We start from the raw sequence: 15,407 nt of genomic DNA on the forward strand, positions 1-15,407 counted from the left end.
CATGCCGAGAATTGCCGCCTTGGACTATCATTCCCAAAGACGCAAGCGCGGGCTGGCGGTGATGTCCATACTGTCCATCCTGGTTGTGCTGATGTTTATCGTAAGTATGAATACCGGATACATACGGCTGACTCCTATGGAGCTGCTGAATACATTGCTTGGCAGGGGCACGGACAAGCAGGAGCTGATCCTGCTGCAGTTCCGGCTGCCCCGGATTGTTATTTCTGTGCTGATCGGTGCGGCCCTGGCCGTATCCGGCGCAGTAATGCAGGGGGTCTTCCGCAACGACCTGGCCGATCCCGGTATCCTTGGCATCAATGCCGGGGCGGGGCTGATGGTCATGCTGCTGATTTCCTTTTATCCTACAGCATCTGCGGCGCCGGCCTACGTGCTGCCGCTGATGGCTTTTGTCGGGGCGGGAGCTACTGCAATACTGATCTATGCGCTTTCCTATAAGCGGCATGAAGGCATAAAGCCGATCCGCCTCCTGCTGACCGGGGTGGCAGTGGCCTCCGGCATCAGCGCGGCGATGATCGTGCTAACGCTGCGACTGGATCCCGACAAATACCAGTTTGTCGCCACCTGGCTGGCCGGCAGCATTTGGGGCACCAGCTGGAAATATGTATTGTCGCTGCTGCCCTGGGTGGTTATCCTGCTGCCTTATGTCATTTACAAGGCGCGTGTTATGAATGTGCTGAATCTGGGGGAACAGACGGCGACCGGGCTTGGCGCCCATGTACCGGGAGAGCAGTTCCGCCTGCTGGCTGCGGCGGTGGGGCTGGCAGCGGCCAGTGTCGCCGTCAGCGGCGGAATCGGCTTTGTCGGCCTGGTCGGGCCGCATCTCGCCCGGAGGCTGGTCGGGCCGAAAGCGCAGCTGATGCTGCCGGTTTCGGCACTGCTCGGCGCGCTGCTGGTGATTACCGCCGACACGGTCGGCCGCCGGATTATGCAGCCGTCGGAGATTCCTACAGGCATTGTTGTCGCTGTGATCGGCGCACCTTATTTTCTATATTTGCTGGCCCGTACCAAAGCCTGAGCCTGAACCAGAACTGAAAGTGCAAGATTTCATCTTATGGAGGGATAGACATGAGCGAGCAACTGGAATTATTTGATGTGACCATTATCGGCGGCGGACCCGCCGGGATGTATACTGCCTTTTACAGCGGAATGCGGGATTTGAAGACCAAGCTGATCGAAGCGAAGGAGGAGCTGGGCGGGCGTATGCTGATTTACCCGGAGAAGGTCATCTGGGATGTCGGCGGCGTCACCCCGATTCTCTGCGGACAGCTGATCCAGCAGCTGGAGCAGCAGGCCCGCACCTTTGATCCGACCATCGTTCTCGGGCAGCAAATCGTAGAGCAGGAACGGCAGGAGGACGGAACCTACATTCTAACTTCGGCTACGGGAGAGCGGCACTGGACGCGGACAGTGATTCTGGCCATCGGCTATGGCATTCTGCAGATGGCCAAGCTGGAGATTGAAGGGGCAGAGCGTTATGAGGTCACGAACCTGCACTATACCGTACAGGAGCTTGAGCCGTTCCGCGGCAAAGCCGTACTGATCTCCGGAGGCGGGGATTCTGCGGTCGATTGGGCCAATGCCCTGGAAGGCATCGCTTCCAGCGTAACCGTCGTGCACCGGCGGGAGAAGTTCGGCGGCCATGAGAAGAATGTCGCGAAGATGAAAGCCTCCTCCGTGCAGATCAAGGTGCCGTACGCAGTGAGCCAGCTGCACAGCACGAGCGGTGAGACCATTGACACCGTCACAATCAAGCACACGGAGACAGGGGAAACTGAGCTTCTGCAGGTAGACGCCGTGGTTGTCAATCACGGTCTGAAGAGCGACTTCGGGCCGCTGCGGGAATGGGGTCTCGACATGGGCGACTGGTGCGTAAGCGTCAGCGGCCGTCTGGAGACGAATCTGCCGGGCATCTTTGCGGCGGGAGATTTCGTCGATTACAGCAGCAAGGTCCGTCTCATCGCCGGTACCTTCACCGACGCTGTGCTGGCGCTGAACAGCGCCAAGCTCTACATGGACCCGGACGCCCCCCATGCGGCTTATGTCTCTTCGCATAACGACCGTTTCAAGGAGAAGAACAAAGCGCTTGGACTTACCGCAGAATAACGTATTACATCACCATGAACTTAAGACCGCACTGCCGCATATAAACAGCGGCGGTGCGGTCTTTTTGCCATGGAATGGGAAGCCTCACGGTATCCGCGCCGATTCCATGAATTGCATAAAACGGGGCTTAGAGGCGAATAGTAATGGCAGGAGGTGCCGGAAATGCCTATTCGCAAAGCAGCTAACAAGCCGGAAGGAAACGGTGACCGCGGCAAGCAGTCCCCGCTTTCCGCAGCTCTGGAAGACACGGTGGAGCAGGTCCGTTCGAGACTCGGCAACAGCCCCGATCTGGTTATCCGCAATTACAAATCTATCATAAATGAAGTGCCGATTGCGGCTCTGTACATCAATGCCATAACCGATAAGAATCTGGTCGATGCTTTTGTCGAGCAAGCGATGGCGTTCGAGTTCCCGGGAGAAGGCGTAGCTATTCCGTCAGCTCCGGAGGACATATACAGCTATATGAAAGATAAAGCAGTCAGCACCGGCAAGGAAAAGGTGATCGAGGATCTGAATAGCCTCCTGGAGGCGCTGCTTTCCGGAGATACGGTGCTGCTCGTCGACGGCATTGCCGAAGCGCTCAGCGGCATGACCAGCGGCGGGGAATCCCGGGCCATCTCCGAGGCGGCTACGCAGGTGTCGATCCGGGGCTCCAAGGAAGCATTTACAGAGGGGCTGGGCACCAATATAGCGCTGGTGCGCCGCAGAATCAAGAGCCCCGATTTGTGGCTGGAGACGATGACAGTCGGCCGTGTTACCCGTACGGACATGACGATGATGTATATGCACGGCTTGGCGGACGAAGGGGCCGTGCAGAACCTGCGGGATAAGCTGAAGGCGATCGACGCTGATTCGATTCTGGAATCGGGCTATATTGAGCAGCTGCTGGAAGAGAACCGCTTCTCGCCTTTTCCGACGCTGTACAATACCGAGCGGCCCGACAGTGTGGCAGGCAACCTGCTGGAGGGACGGATCGCCCTGCTGATTGACGGGACACCGTTTGCGTTGATTTTGCCTGCAACCTTCTTTGTATTTATGCACACCGTTGAAGATTACTATCAGCGCTATGATATTTCCACCATGATCCGGGTGCTGCGGCTGATCTGTCTGGTGATCTCCCTGTTTGGTCCGGCCATCTTCGTCGCGGCGCTTAATTTCCATCAGGAGATGATTCCGACGCCGCTGCTCATCAATCTGGCCTCGCAGCGGGAAGGGGTCCCGTTTCCGACGTTCATCGAGGCGCTGATGATGGAATTCACCTTTGAAATTATCCGTGAGGCCGGAATCCGCATGCCCTCGCCAATCGGCCAGACGGTGTCGATCATCGGCGGCCTCGTGCTCGGGCAGGCTGCGGTGCAGGCGGGTATTGTCTCGCCGGCAATGGTTATCGTAGTCTCGCTGACGGGGATTTGCAGCTTTACCACCCCCGCTTTTAATATGGCGCTTTCCATCCGGGTCCTGCGATTTGGCATTATGTTCGCCGGGGCGTTTATGGGACTCTACGGCATTGCCATCGTCGGTTTGATGCTGGTAGCCCATATGTGCAGCCTGCGCTCGCTTGGTGTGCCTTATATGTCACCGATTGCGCCGTTTGCGCCCGGAGACCAGAAGGATGTGCTGGTGCGGATCCCGCTGCATTTCATGAAGACGCGGCCGCGCCTGACCCGCAACAAGCAGGGCAAACGGCAGCCGGGACCGGATGCGTCATGAGCAGTAGATGGATTCGCTTGCTTGCAGCACTACTTGCAATGTCTACCGCACTGACAGGTTGTTACAACAGCCGTGAGCTCAATGAGCTGGCGATTGTCAGCGGGATCGGAATTGATCTGGTTCCCGGCAAGCAGGAATACAAAGTTTCCTTTCAGATCGTAAATCCCAACTCTACACCGACAACGGTCAGTCCCGGAAGCGGGCTGCCTGCCATTATCGTCATCTCGGCGACGGACGATACGGTATTCGGTGCGCTGCGCAAAGCGTCCAAGCGTGCCACCAGACAGCTCTTCTTTGCCCATGCCCAGATGGTGGCCATCGGTGAGCCGCTGGCCCGGCAGGGCATCAACCATGTCTTTGATATCTTTGAACGCTCGCATGAGCTGCGTCTCAATTCCGCCGTGCTGGTGGCCAGAGACACCAGCGCCGAAGCGCTGCTGAAATTGTTGTCGCCCATTGAAAGCATCTCTACGCTCGGCATCGTGAACAAAGTGCGGAATACTTCAAATGTATGGGGGGAGAACCGGACAATCGATGTGTTCGAGATTATCAGCGAAATTGCCGGAGTGGGCGAAATTACGGTCAACGGCTTGCGGATACCCGGAGATCCCGAGGAAGGCAGCAAGAAGTCCAGTCTGGAACAGTCCGGATTTAAAGGGGGCAACATCATGAGCGGACTGGCTGTACTGAAGGACGGCAAGCTGATTGGCTGGATGGACGGTTCGGAGGCAAGAGGGACGCAGTGGGTGCTGAATCGCATCAACGAAACTAGCGTCAACGTAGATGTACCCGGCTCCTCCGCGAAGGCGGCCGTCAATATTTTTCATTCCAGAACTAATGTCAAGGTGAAGCTGATTGAAGAGGTGCCTGTCTTTCATGTCAGCATCCATGAGGAGGGAATTGTCAATGAGGCGGGCGGATTTATTGATTTCAGCATTAAAGAAACAAGGGACCAGCTGGAAGAAGAATTGAAGGCGAGGACGATCGAAGAAGTGCGGCAGGCCGTGGAGCGCGCCCAGGGGATGAAGAGCGACATTTTCAATTTCGGCAATGAGCTGAAGCGCACACACCCGCAGGATTGGGAGAAAGTAAAGGACCGCTGGGACAGCGTTTTTGCAAAGGGCAAGCTTGACCTCCATGTGGAGTCTTACATCCGGAGTACGGGCATGCGAACCAAAACGTATACCAATCCGGAGCAGTAGATGTCTTAAGGGCAGCAGGGAGAACCGTGATATGAGAAAGGAAGCCATAGGACCATTTCAACTATTCGCCATGATTGTTCTGTTCGAGCTGGGAACGGCACTGGTGGTGCCCATCGGTCTGGAAAGCGGGCATGCCGTCTGGCTGGCCATTCTGCTTGCCCTTCCCGGCGGAATTATACTTGTGCTGATTTACGGGTATCTGTACAAGCAATTCCCGGATCTGACGATCAGCGGCTATATGCGGCGTATTCTCGGCAGGGCAGCCGGATGGCCGCTTGCACTGCTGATCGTACCGGTCTTTCTGTACAACGGCTCGCGCAACCTGCGCGAAGCGGGCGATCTGCTGATCTCCGCCTCCTATGACAAGACACCCGTCATCATCATCAACTCCATCATGGTGATTGCGGTCATGTACATCCTCTATATGGGAATTGAGGTGTTTGCACGCACGGCGGAGATTTATTTTATCGTTGTGGTTATTATGGGGCTGATTTGCGCTTTCGTGGTGATTGCCGCCGGTTTGGTAAAGCTGGATAACCTGTTCCCGGTTCTTCCGGGACAATGGCTGGAGGCGCTGCAGTCGGCCTATCCGAACATCTTGATTTTTCCATACGGAGAGCTGGTATGCTTCACCACGATTCTGCCCCATTTCACGGCCAAACGGAAGGTGAACGGGGTGGCGGTTGCTGCGCTGGTGCTAAGCTCGCTCATGCTCGGCTTCACACATGCACTGGAGATGTCAGTGCTGGGACCGGATATTTACAGCCGGACGACCTTTCCCATGTTTACGACAATTACGCTGGTGAATGTGGCGAATTTTATCCAGCGCCTCGACGCCTTTGTCATTCTGACGCTGATCTTCGGTGTCTTCTTCAAAATGTCGATTTACTGCTATGCCGCTGTCTCGATAACGGCGGATCTGTTCCGGATTAAGGATACGCACCGGCTGGTGCTTCCCGTAGGCGTGGTGGTGCTGCTCAGTTCTTTTGTCAGCGCTGAGGATTATCCGGCCCATATGGCCGACGGTATCGTGTTCCTGGAGAAGATCCTGCCGATTCCGTGCGCGGTCATTCCCATACTTCTGTATGTGGTGCACCGGCTGCGTCTGAGGTTCAAGCTGTACCGGTAGCTTACAGGCTGCTAGCGTCTGCTGCGCTTGTATGCTCCGGTCAGTACGTTAATCAGGGGCAACGATACAAAAATAGCGATACAAATCCCTTCCTGCAAGGTCGTCGTGGCGAATACATGATCCAAAGAGCGCAGCGAGCCAACCAGGCTCTCTCCTCCAAGAATATCCACGGTAACAATCATTGATAGGGTTAAAGCGGCTAACAACACGTAGATCAGAAGGATTTTCACAGTGCATGCTCCTTTGGGCAAAATAGATGGTTATATGCCGTCTGCCATCCGCCGGCGGTTACCCTAGTATTCCCGGACGCATGGTCTGCTACACGCCGCTCCAATCGGCTGTGCCGGCCGCTGCCCGCCTTTGCAGCAAAAGAGCGTTTACCCAGCCTGTCTAACCGGGTATTATGGGAGCAGAGGATGAAGGGGGAGAGGCCATGACGACCTGGAATTTACAGGGCACGCTTAACCATTTGCTGATCTGCGGCGGAAGCAGCTGCCGGAAGCGCAAGGGAGAAGAGGTTGCGGAGGCGATCGAGCATGAGATTGAAAAACAGGGCGCCGAAGGTCTGATCCATACAACGGTGACCCGCTGCAACGGCCGGTGTTCGGATGCCTGTGTGGTTATCTCTTATCCGGAAGGCGTCTGGTACAAGGAGATGACCCCGAAGAGCGGCAAAGCGCTTGTCCGGAAGCTGCTGAAGGGTGAACGTCTGGACGAGCAGGTGCTCTATACCTATGAAGGAGGGCTTTCCGCTGTGGATGAGCGGGGAACCAAGGGGAAGAAGAAGTAAAGTAGTGGCTGCGCCTACCGCCGATGCATCGGCGGTTTTGCTGTGCCGGTGTGTCTGTTCATTACCCGCAATATTAACGGCGGTGTGTATTTGCGTTAGCATGAGCGGACATTTGACTTGAAACTCCCGCTTCACTATGCTATTAACAGATGTGTTTGCAATACAAGAGCCGCAGAGGAATGAAGGGGGAACCATTACTGATGGAGAGGCTGCAAGTCTGGCCGGATAAATTCAAGAGATTTTTTCTGAATAACAAGTTTGTCGTTTCACTGCTGATTGTGCTGCTGGTTGGCGTGAATATTCTGGTATTCTCCAAGGTGCCGTTTATTTTCAAGCCGATTTCGGTGCTGCTGCACACGGTGGCTGCGCCGCTGCTGCTGTCGGGCATCGCTTATTATCTGCTGAACCCGCTGGTGGACCGGATGGAGAAACGCAGCAAGATTGGGCGTACCTATGGCATTGTTATCCTCTTCTTGCTCATTGCCGGGATTATCACGCTGATACTGCTGACGGTCATTCCGATTATCCGCACCCAGGTGCTTGGCCTGATTGATAATTTTCCGAAATACAGCGAACAAATTCAGCAGGAATTCTTCCATTGGACCGGCAGTGATTTGTATGACCGGATTCAGGAGAATGTCGGTACTGATTTCAGTGATCTTACGAGCAAAGTGACGGATTGGGGGACCTCTTTCCTTAACGATGCCGTGACCGGTGTAGGCAGCTTCGTAGGTGCGGTCACTGAAGCGGTACTGGCGCTCGTCACCACTCCGTTTATTCTGTTCTACCTGCTCCGCGACGGCAAGAAGCTGCCGGATTACCTGCTGCACTTTATTCCGAACAACCTGCAGCCGCAGACTCGCGGTGTGATGAAGGAAATGAACCACAAGATTGCTTCCTACATACGCGGACAGATTATTGTCAGCTGCTGCATCGGGGCACTGCTATACATCGGGTACCTGATCATCGGGCTGGATTATGCGCTGGTGCTGGCAATTGTCGCCGCCTGTACAGCCGTCGTGCCCTATCTGGGCCCGGCCATTGCTATCACGCCTGCCTTGATCGTGGCGATGGTAACCTCGCCGTTCATGCTGCTGAAGATGGTGTTCGTATGGACTGCCGTCCAGCTGATCGAAGGCAAATTCATCTCCCCGCAGATTATGGGCAAGTCGCTCAGAGTACATCCGATTACGATTATTTTTGTCATTATTTTTGCCGGTAAAATGTTCGGCGTGCTCGGCATCATTCTGGCGGTTCCGGGCTATGCGGTGCTGAAAGTGGTCGTTACCCATGCCTATCAGTGGTTCCGGTTCCGTTCGGGGCTATACGAGAATCCTCCGGTTACCGCGACTCTTCCGGAGGCCCCGGCCGTTCCGGTTACAGAAAGGGAGAAACGAAATGATTGATTCCATTGCCCGTACGATATACGGACAGCTGCAGGGAGTTCCGGGTGAAGGAGTCTGCGTCTGGCGCGGAATTCCCTTTGCCGCACCGCCTGCCTTCGAGCGGCGGTTCGCGCCCCCGGCCGCGCCGGAAGCCTGGGACGGAGTGCGTCCCGCAGATGCGTTCGGGCCGGTAAGCCATCAGCCCGTCAGCTCGAACGGAATCCGGTTTGCGGGGACTACACCGGTGTATTCGGAAGACTGCCTGTATCTCAACGTCTGGTCGCCCGCCGAAGAGGGCGAGAAGCTGCCGGTGATGGTCTGGATTCACGGAGGAACCTTCCTGACTGGGGCCGGCAGCCAGCCGATGTTTGAAGGCTCCGAGCTGGCTCGGAACGGCAGAGTGGTTGTGGTTACAATCAACTACCGGCTGGGTCCGCTCGGCTTTATGCATTTGGCGCCATTCGGGGAGGGGCTCGCCTCTAACCTGGGCCTGCTGGATCAGATTGCCGCACTCCGGTGGGTGCAGGACAACATTGCCGCCTTCGGCGGCGATCCGGCGCAGGTGACGCTCTTCGGCGAGTCGGCGGGCAGCATGAGCATTGCCGCCCTGCTGGCGATGCCGGCCGCGAAGGGCCTGTTCGCGCGGGCGATCCTGCAGAGCGGCGCCGCCCAGTGCCTGCCGCCGGAGCCGGCGGCGGCCATCGCAGAGGCCTTCCTCGCAGAGCTGGGCCTTGCCGCCGGCGGTGACTTGTCGCCGCTGCGCCGGCTGCCGGTGGAGGAGATTCTGCAAGCGGCGGCGCGGATGGCGTACAAGCTGTCCGGGAATGCGCTGACGATGCTGTTCCAGCCGGTGCTGGAGCCGGCTACACTACCCGAGCATCCTGCGGCGGCCATTGCCGCCGGCGCGGCTGCGGGAATTCCGCTGCTGATCGGAACCAACAGGCATGAGGGCCATCTCTTCTTCCGCGAAGGCCAGTCTGCCGGGGATTTCGCCCAGGGACTCAAGTCGCTGGAGCTGATGCTTGGCACCGGCGATTTAAGCGGACTTGCGGATGGCTACCCGCACAACTGGGAAGGCCAGGCTGAGCTTCTGACGGACCTGATGTTCTGGGGCAGCTCCGTGCAGCTGGCGGAGCGGCAGCTGGCGCATGCGCCGGTATGGATGTACCGCTACGACTGGACGATTCCAGGCCATCCACTCCTGGGCATGGCTGTCCATGGTGCGGAAATCTATTATGTATTTAATACGATCGCTCTGCTCCATCAGTACGGCGTTGCTTTGACACCGGAGATGGAGCGGGTCGCCGGACTGATGCAGAAGACCTGGACGGCGTTCGCCCACAGCGGGAATCCGGCTGTGCCGGAGGCGGAATGGCCGCCATATTCGCTTAAGGAGCGCGCCACACAGATCATCGATGTGGATGTCCGTGTAGAGAACGATCCGGACCGCGCGAAGCGGGAACGGATACTGAATGTCCTGAACAAGCAGGAAGCATAGAATGCAGGCAGCAGCAGCTTTGCCGATACCGGTGTAGAAACGGCCCGGACCGCAAAGCTGCTGCTTTGTTATGTTTGGAGTTCGGAAGAATTCGAGGCGTGAGGAAGAGCCTGGGGTTGGGTGTGTGAAAAGTGCACGGTGGTGGAGGGAGTGATGGACGGTGAGTGAAGGATGGAAGGAGGATTGCCGTACACTTTCATATACGCAGCAGGTATCGAGCGATAAATACCAGCCGGCGCAAGGTGTTAAGCGTTTAACCTGAAAGGCCCCGGCCGGTTGCCGGAGCCAACAGCAGTGTTATTGTCGTAACTGCGTGCTACTTCACCGCCGTATAGCCCGCTTTCTCCACCAGCTCCTGCCCCTCGGGAGACAGCATCCAGTCGATAAACTCCTCGACATGGGGATTCGTGCTACCCGCAGTGACGGCATACAATTCGGTGCTGAACGGATAGGCGCCGCTGCGGATGCTCTCTTTGGACGGAGCGACGCCGTCGATGGCGAGCAGCTTGATGTCGCCGTTGCCGTTCATCTCCGAAGCGTAGAACAGGAAGCTGAAGCCGAGCGCATTCTTGAAATTGCGGTAGCTGGCCGTCTCCCTGATGATGCCGCTCATAATATTGGCGACATCCTCGCTCGGCGGGGTCATGAGCGGAGTGCTGCCCATAATTTTTTGCAGCATGCTTTGGCTGCCGCTGCCCTCGTCCCGCTGGAAGGCGCGGATTTTGCCGCTGCCGCCAGCACTTTCCCAGCTTGTCATCTTGCCGGAATAGATATCCTTAATCTGATCGCTGGTGAGCCCGTCCACCGGATTGCGCTTGTTCACGAAGAAGACGAAGGCTTCGCGGCCGATGGGCGTCAGCTTCAGCTCGTTACCGGCGAGCTTGGCCTCTTTTTGCTGGGCATAGGAAGGGGCGGCGGCAAAGATGATGTCCGCATTGCCTGCAATCAGATTCTTGTATGCAACCGGAGTAGAAGAGCATACCACCGTTCCCCCCTTGAAATCATACGGCTCATAATCGCCCTCCGGATAGACGGATTGAACAAAGGCCGAATACACCGGATACAGCGCCGTTGCTCCGTCCAGGCGGGGAAGGTCGTCCGTGATCTGGTATTCAGGCTTCTTTTGCAGCGCTACCGCTTTGGTCCCGTAAGCATAAGGCTTGTATTCGCTAAGGTTAACCTCCCGGTCGTCCACGACGGGGACGCTATTGATGTAGCCCTGTCTGATTTCATGGCCAGCAGTAGCGAGCAGACACAGTCCGGTGAAGGAAGCAAGCAGAATATTCCGTGTCCGCAGGGTCCAGAGCTGGAATATCCCGATGACGGCGTACACCGCTAATCCGGATGCGGCGACGATCACAAGCGGAGTATAAAATATAAGCCCGCCCATCAGCGCGGTGATGAAGGTGGCAATAAAGCCGACAAAGGCAATGCCTGCCACGGCAAGAAATGAAAGCAGCAGATTGACTTCAAATGATCTTTTCACGTTCAGCCTCCTGTGAATCTGAGATAAGCTTAATGGTAAAATGCAGATAATCCTGTAAATTATACCGCAGCAGGTGAAGGATATCTATCCGGTTTTATACATAATCCCGGAATTAGAATGTGAAAACTGATGTAATTTTTCATAAATTACTGGACGAAACCGCAAAACGGGAGTATTCTGAGATTGTGAAAAAAATAACGGAATACAAGATTCTCGGGGTAAGGTGAAATTCCTGACCGGCGGTGATGTTCAAAGCGAACTAAGCCCGCGACTCGTTCTCGGCTGCCAAGCGGCAGAGACGACTGATCTGGTGAGAATCCAGAGCCGACGGTAAAGTCCGGATGGGAGAGGATCAATCAGGCAGAGGTCAACGGGAGTTCTCCCGTGCTGGCTTTGCTTGGTCTTGCCCCCGTCTTGTCATCCTGGAATCAGGTGACGCGGGGGCTTTTGGTCTTAAACGAGGTTTTGTATCAACAAGGAGAATGGAATTATGAGCAACATTACAGCTTCATCTTCAGGATTGCGCCAGGCCCGGGTGAAAAGCGGCTTCTGGCTCGTAGTGCTGGGAGCGGCGCTCTGGGGCGTCGATCCGGTGTTCCGGATCATTCTGCTGAAATCCCTTACCTCTTCGCAAATTGTGCTGCTGGAACATGTCGTCCTGTTCCTGGCTGCTGCCCCGGTGCTATGGAAGCACCGCGCGGAGCTGAAGGGCATCCGGCTGCGCCAGGCCGGAGCGCTGCTGGTTGTTTCCTGGGGCGGCTCGGCCGTCGCCACAATCCTCTTCACCAAGGCCTTGGCCAGCGGTGACCTGAATGCAGTGCTGCTGCTGCAGAAGCTGCAGCCGCTCTTTGCCATCGGACTTGCGGCTATCATACTGAAGGAACGGCTGCCGCGCAATTTCGGCATCTTGATCGTTGTAGCATTGCTGGGCACCTATTTGCTTACCTTCGGCTGGACCGTACCGTTCGGCCATGTGAACAGCTTCATCAGCGTCGGCAGTCTGCTCGCGCTGGGCGCTGCAGCGTTGTGGGGCGGTTCGACCGTGATGGGACGCTATCTGCTCGGTTCGATGAAATACGAAACGGTTACCTCCCTGCGCTTTATCCTGGCTCTGCCGCTGCTGTTTGTAGTAACTGCAGTCGAACGGGCGCCTTGGCAGATCGGCGGGGATGCCGGCACCGCCTGGGCTGTCGGTATTAACCTCCTGCTGCAGGCTTTGCTGCCGGGACTGCTCAGTATGCTGCTTTATTATAAAGGGCTGAATACGACGAAGGCGTCCTTTGCCACCTTGGCAGAGCTTAGCTTTCCGATGACGGGTATTGTCATCAACTGGATGTTCTTCGATACTGTTGTAACAGTTCCTCAGCTCACCGGCTTCGCTCTGATCTGGTTCGCCTTGTTCATGATCTCGAACCAGCAGAGCCGTCAGGCACTTGCAGCCGACTAATGGGTTACTAACAACTGAAGGCATTACGGTCGGCCCTATAAAATAAAAGTATAATTGTGCACGACTATAGCAGCGGCTGTTCCGGGAGGTGGAGACATCTTCAGGCAGCCGCTGATTTGCTGTGTGCGCCCTGAGGTGGAGTGAATTAAGCAGACCTGGTGGTATTTATAACCATAATTATGGAAAAAATAATGAGGGTAAGGACCAGAAGCAGCAAGGCGGCGCTTTTGACAGCGAAGGCAGTAATCCCGATCAGCAGCAGCCCCGGCCCATTAAAAGCGATCAGCCGCAGGGGAAGCGATGGTCCGCTGATGGCAGCAGTTGCATAACCGGCAAAGCTGATCAGGACATGAAGAGCATACGCCAGCAGGAAGATTAGCACAAATACTGCCGCATCGCCCGGTCCGCTGATATAAGAAGTGTCGGAAGCTACCGAATGATCCATGTAGACGGCCACACCTCCATAGAAAGCACTCAGAATAAAGGAGGTGACGCAGAGGTTCAGCAGCAGCTCCTTCTTGGCTTGATCCATACTTGTCCCCCTTCCTGAAGAAATAAGTCTTATATTAAATTGTAAAGCAAATCTTCCGGCGGTCCAAGTCGCATCAGCGGCAGAGGCCAGATTCTAAGGCCAACGTTAAATTGATTACAGCGTGATAGTACGAATTTATATATGATAAAACTTACGCTTTAAATTTACCGAACAAGGAGAGCTGGATGTTTTGAGAAAAATACCTTTAGCCGCAGGATTAGCTGTGCTTCTCCTGGGAGCTTTCTGGATTGCCGGGAATATGGGAGATTCCTCTTCACGGGAAGGGGCCAATAACGGAGGAAGCGTGCAGAATATCAAGCAGCTTGTTGCGGATTACAGCTCACATAAGCTGGCGGCGGGTTCCGCCTCGATCAATTCGCGCGAGCTGATTATTAACGCCGGAACCGGCGGCGAACAAAGCTATGCTCTGCCCAGCGATGAATTCTTTGTGTCGATAGCGCCTTATATCGAAAATACGCATCCTTGCGCAACCCACAGCCTGACCGGCTGCCAGGGCGAATTGAAGAACCAGGACTTCCAGGTGCGCATTGAGGACGCGGACGGAAAAGCAGTCGTGGATCAGCAGGTGACGTCGCAGTCGAACGGATTCATAGACCTGTGGCTGCCGCGTGATCAGACCTTTACTGTCACTATTGAGCAGGGCGGCAAGCAGGCGGTGTCCGAGCTGTCTACGTTCGAGCAGGATGACACATGCATTGCCAGCATGCAACTGATGTAGAACACATTTAATCGGATAGTCATAAGTATGCAGCGCAGCGATTCTCCTTTGTAGGAGGATCGCTGTTTGTGTTTGCGGGAAGCTTGAGCATGGTTGTGCCTGCCGGAAATAGGAAATCACCCGTTTATGGAGTAAAAATAAGCCTTTCCTCCCATACTACCGTTATTCTGGACGCCGGATTGTTTTCATAAAAAGCTGCTAGTTCCGGCAGGAGGTGTACCCGCGAATGACGGCTTCCAAGGCTCCCGTTATTTATATCCAGTTCAAGAACCGCGTGGCGGTGCCCAAAGGCAAGACGGTGCTGCTGCGCGATGTGGCTTATCTGATAGCCGACGATGCATGGAGGGAACGTCTTTACTCCATCCCGGTGCAAACCCCGGAGACAAGCGACGGCAACCTGCTGCTGATCGACCTGCTGACGGTCATTCCGCGGATTCACGGGCTGGTGCCGGATGCGGAAATCCAGCCGATCGGAGAAGGGCGGACAATTGTGCAGATTGTGGGTCCGGCCGAGGGCAAGAAGCCGTCCATCGCACTGTTTGTGCTGGTGTGGCTGCTGCTGTTCTTCGGGTCGGCGCTGACGATTATGAATTTTCATGCGGATGTCAGCATGCAGGAAGTGCATGTCCGTATCGTGGAGATGCTTACCGGACGCCGGGACGAGCATCCCTATTTGTTCCAGGTGGCTTACTCCGCCGGTATCGGATTTGGCATGGTCATCTTTTTTAACCATCTGTTCAAGAAGAAGTGGAATGAAGAGCCGACGCCGCTGGAGGTGGAGATGTTCCTGTATCAGAAAAATATTGACCACTATGTGGTGCACGAGGAATACAGCAAATTAAGCTCCGGCAGCACGGCGCAAAGCGGCAGGGAGGACAAACCATGACTGCGCCAATTATGCTGGGGCTTCATTTGCTGCTCGGGATTGCCGGAGGCATTGCCGTCGGCGGCGGGGTCATTGCCTTGTTCATCGTGCTGGATATGGTACCGCGGCTGGCCCAGCTGACCTCGTCCTACGACAAGGTACATTGGTACGAAGGGGCGATGGTCGGGGGCTCGCTGATCGGTACGGTCAGCGACTTCTGGGGGTGGAAGATTGCTGCAGGCCCGGTCGCCGAGCTGGTAGTGGGTCTGCTGAACGGAATATTTATCGGGATGCTTGCCGCGGCCTTGACCGAGGTACTCAATGTACTGCCGATTCTGGCCAAACGTCTGCGGATGACCCGCTATCTGTTCGGCCTGCTGATGGCAATGGTATGCGGTAAAGTGGCGGGATCGTTATTTGACTGGTTTGTCTACCAACAGTAGAAAGGGGTTCAGACATGGTGAGGTATATACACAGCGGGGACCAGGAGAATGAAGACA

15 protein-coding genes and 1 riboswitch are annotated in these 15,407 nt (G+C 55.8%); of the genes, 12 read left to right on the forward strand and 3 right to left on the reverse strand.

Annotation, left to right across the window (positions count from 1 at the left end; all coding sequences use genetic code 11):
• Window position 1 precedes the first annotated feature (1 nt).
• The 5 genes from F1379_RS14585 (at window position 2) to F1379_RS14605 (ending at window position 6,165) form a co-directional block, all read left to right on the forward strand.
• Window positions 2–1,036: a FecCD family ABC transporter permease gene (locus tag F1379_RS14585; RefSeq protein ID WP_150270907.1), complete on the forward strand. Its 1,035-nt coding sequence runs from the start codon at window positions 2–4 to the stop codon at window positions 1,034–1,036.
• A 50-nt stretch (window positions 1,037–1,086) separates the two neighbouring features.
• Complete coding sequence (locus tag F1379_RS14590) at window positions 1,087–2,124, forward strand: NAD(P)/FAD-dependent oxidoreductase (RefSeq protein WP_150270909.1); 1,038 nt, start codon at window positions 1,087–1,089, stop codon at window positions 2,122–2,124.
• 162 nt (window positions 2,125–2,286) lie between these two features.
• A complete protein-coding gene (locus tag F1379_RS14595) occupies window positions 2,287–3,834 on the forward strand; it encodes a spore germination protein (RefSeq protein WP_150270912.1) in 1,548 nt (515 codons plus the stop codon).
• A complete protein-coding gene (locus tag F1379_RS14600) occupies window positions 3,831–5,036 on the forward strand; it encodes a Ger(x)C family spore germination protein (RefSeq protein ID WP_150270917.1) in 1,206 nt (401 codons plus the stop codon). Before F1379_RS14595 ends, F1379_RS14600 begins: the two co-directional genes overlap by 4 nt.
• 31 nt (window positions 5,037–5,067) lie before the next feature.
• Complete coding sequence (locus F1379_RS14605) at window positions 5,068–6,165, forward strand: GerAB/ArcD/ProY family transporter (protein WP_150270919.1); 1,098 nt, start codon at window positions 5,068–5,070, stop codon at window positions 6,163–6,165.
• An 11-nt stretch (window positions 6,166–6,176) separates the two neighbouring features.
• Here F1379_RS14605 and F1379_RS14610 read toward each other — a convergent pair whose 3' ends face one another.
• Window positions 6,177–6,395, reverse strand: coding sequence for a YczF family membrane protein (locus F1379_RS14610; RefSeq protein ID WP_150270921.1), 219 nt, complete (start codon window positions 6,393–6,395; stop codon window positions 6,177–6,179).
• A 203-nt stretch (window positions 6,396–6,598) separates the two neighbouring features.
• Here F1379_RS14610 and F1379_RS14615 point away from each other — a divergent pair, with 203 nt between their 5' ends.
• The 3 genes from F1379_RS14615 (at window position 6,599) to F1379_RS14625 (ending at window position 9,838) form a co-directional block, all read left to right on the forward strand.
• A complete protein-coding gene (locus F1379_RS14615) occupies window positions 6,599–6,955 on the forward strand; it encodes a (2Fe-2S) ferredoxin domain-containing protein (RefSeq protein ID WP_150270923.1) in 357 nt (118 codons plus the stop codon).
• A 200-nt stretch (window positions 6,956–7,155) separates the two neighbouring features.
• Window positions 7,156–8,361, forward strand: coding sequence for an AI-2E family transporter (locus F1379_RS14620; RefSeq protein ID WP_150270925.1), 1,206 nt, complete (start codon window positions 7,156–7,158; stop codon window positions 8,359–8,361).
• Entirely contained in the window at window positions 8,354–9,838 is a 1,485-nt protein-coding gene (locus F1379_RS14625) for a carboxylesterase/lipase family protein (RefSeq protein WP_150270927.1), read from the forward strand. Before F1379_RS14620 ends, F1379_RS14625 begins: the two co-directional genes overlap by 8 nt.
• A 316-nt stretch (window positions 9,839–10,154) precedes the next feature.
• Here the strand turns inward: F1379_RS14625 and F1379_RS14630 are convergent, their stop codons facing one another.
• Complete coding sequence (locus F1379_RS14630) at window positions 10,155–11,324, reverse strand: PstS family phosphate ABC transporter substrate-binding protein (protein ID WP_150270929.1); 1,170 nt, start codon at window positions 11,322–11,324, stop codon at window positions 10,155–10,157.
• Between the two features lie 205 nt (window positions 11,325–11,529).
• A riboswitch (FMN riboswitch) is annotated at window positions 11,530–11,681 on the forward strand.
• A gap of 133 nt (window positions 11,682–11,814) precedes the next feature.
• On the opposite strand from F1379_RS14630, the gene F1379_RS14635 reads away from it, so the two are divergent.
• Window positions 11,815–12,771, forward strand: a complete 957-nt coding sequence (locus F1379_RS14635) for a DMT family transporter (RefSeq protein WP_150270931.1) — start codon at window positions 11,815–11,817, stop codon at window positions 12,769–12,771.
• A 145-nt stretch (window positions 12,772–12,916) separates the two neighbouring features.
• On the opposite strand, the gene F1379_RS14640 is transcribed toward F1379_RS14635, so the two are convergent.
• Window positions 12,917–13,303: a hypothetical protein gene (locus tag F1379_RS14640; protein WP_150270933.1), complete on the reverse strand. Its 387-nt coding sequence runs from the start codon at window positions 13,301–13,303 to the stop codon at window positions 12,917–12,919.
• A gap of 259 nt (window positions 13,304–13,562) precedes the next feature.
• Between F1379_RS14640 and F1379_RS14645 the strand changes: the two genes are divergently transcribed.
• From F1379_RS14645 to F1379_RS14655, 3 genes are all read left to right on the forward strand, one after another.
• Window positions 13,563–14,042, forward strand: a complete 480-nt coding sequence (locus tag F1379_RS14645) for a CueP family metal-binding protein (RefSeq protein ID WP_203457105.1) — start codon at window positions 13,563–13,565, stop codon at window positions 14,040–14,042.
• 226 nt (window positions 14,043–14,268) lie between these two features.
• Window positions 14,269–14,928 carry a stage V sporulation protein AA gene (locus F1379_RS14650; protein WP_150270937.1) on the forward strand — a complete coding sequence of 220 codons (660 nt, stop codon included), beginning with the start codon at window positions 14,269–14,271 and terminating at the stop codon, window positions 14,926–14,928.
• The gene (locus F1379_RS14655; protein ID WP_150270939.1) at window positions 14,925–15,350 is read left to right on the forward strand and encodes a stage V sporulation protein AB; all 426 of its coding nucleotides are present in this window, start codon (window positions 14,925–14,927) and stop codon (window positions 15,348–15,350) included. The genes F1379_RS14650 and F1379_RS14655 overlap by 4 nt, the downstream gene beginning before the upstream one ends.
• The last annotated feature ends 57 nt before the right edge of the window (window positions 15,351–15,407 follow it).

It is taken from the genome of Paenibacillus tepidiphilus (assembly GCF_008635795.1).
In the GTDB taxonomy this organism is placed as follows: Bacteria; Bacillota; Bacilli; order Paenibacillales; family Paenibacillaceae; genus Paenibacillus_AQ; species Paenibacillus_AQ tepidiphilus.

Coding starts and splice junctions, on each gene's coding strand:
- F1379_RS14585 (WP_150270907.1), top strand. CDS start 2: ATGCCGAGAATTGCCGCCTTGGACTATCATTCCCAAAGACGCAAGCGC.
- F1379_RS14590 (WP_150270909.1), top strand. CDS start 1,087: ATGAGCGAGCAACTGGAATTATTTGATGTGACCATTATCGGCGGCGGA.
- F1379_RS14595 (WP_150270912.1), top strand. CDS start 2,287: ATGCCTATTCGCAAAGCAGCTAACAAGCCGGAAGGAAACGGTGACCGC.
- F1379_RS14600 (WP_150270917.1), top strand. CDS start 3,831: ATGAGCAGTAGATGGATTCGCTTGCTTGCAGCACTACTTGCAATGTCT.
- F1379_RS14605 (WP_150270919.1), top strand. CDS start 5,068: ATGAGAAAGGAAGCCATAGGACCATTTCAACTATTCGCCATGATTGTT.
- F1379_RS14615 (WP_150270923.1), top strand. CDS start 6,599: ATGACGACCTGGAATTTACAGGGCACGCTTAACCATTTGCTGATCTGC.
- F1379_RS14620 (WP_150270925.1), top strand. CDS start 7,156: ATGGAGAGGCTGCAAGTCTGGCCGGATAAATTCAAGAGATTTTTTCTG.
- F1379_RS14625 (WP_150270927.1), top strand. CDS start 8,354: ATGATTGATTCCATTGCCCGTACGATATACGGACAGCTGCAGGGAGTT.
- F1379_RS14635 (WP_150270931.1), top strand. CDS start 11,815: ATGAGCAACATTACAGCTTCATCTTCAGGATTGCGCCAGGCCCGGGTG.
- F1379_RS14640 (WP_150270933.1), bottom strand. CDS start 13,303: ATGGATCAAGCCAAGAAGGAGCTGCTGCTGAACCTCTGCGTCACCTCC.
- F1379_RS14645 (WP_203457105.1), top strand. CDS start 13,563: ATGGGAGATTCCTCTTCACGGGAAGGGGCCAATAACGGAGGAAGCGTG.
- F1379_RS14650 (WP_150270937.1), top strand. CDS start 14,269: ATGACGGCTTCCAAGGCTCCCGTTATTTATATCCAGTTCAAGAACCGC.
- F1379_RS14655 (WP_150270939.1), top strand. CDS start 14,925: ATGACTGCGCCAATTATGCTGGGGCTTCATTTGCTGCTCGGGATTGCC.